This is a genomic window from Burkholderia sp. APQ4-4ca (genome assembly GCF_057837105.1).
In genome coordinates, this window is record NZ_JBYQCG010000026.1 from 1 (window position 1) to 437 (window position 437).

1 pseudogene is annotated in these 437 nt (G+C 59.7%); it reads left to right on the top strand.

Features of this window, described 5'->3' with window-relative positions:
- Positions 1–437 (top strand): annotated as a pseudogene (locus AC3IFE_RS01480) (ISNCY family transposase); the annotation flags it as partial.

The window sequence follows — 437 nt, forward strand, 5'->3', positions numbered from 1 at the left end:
AGGAAATGCGCTTGCGCGGCATCAGCACGGTAGCCGACGCCAACGCGTATGCGCCCTCCTTCATCGCTGATTTCAACCGTCGCTTCGCGAAGCCGCCGCGCAGCGACTTCAATGCGCACCGGCCGCTGCGAGACGACGAGACTCTGGACCGGGTGATGACCTGGCGCGAAACGCGTCGGGTCTCGAAGTCGCTCACGGTGCTGTACGACCGGGTGCTGTATTTGCTGGACGATACGCTTGAGAATCGGAAGTTGATTCATCGCTACATCGACGTCTGGGAGTATCCGGATGGTCGGATCGAGATCCAGGCTGATGGCGAGGTATTGCGATGTCGTCTTTACGACAAACTGGCAGAGGTCGATCAAGGCGCGATCATCGAACACAAGCGCCTGAGCCACGCGCTGCAAGTGGCTGAAGCGATTCAAGCGCAGCGCGAT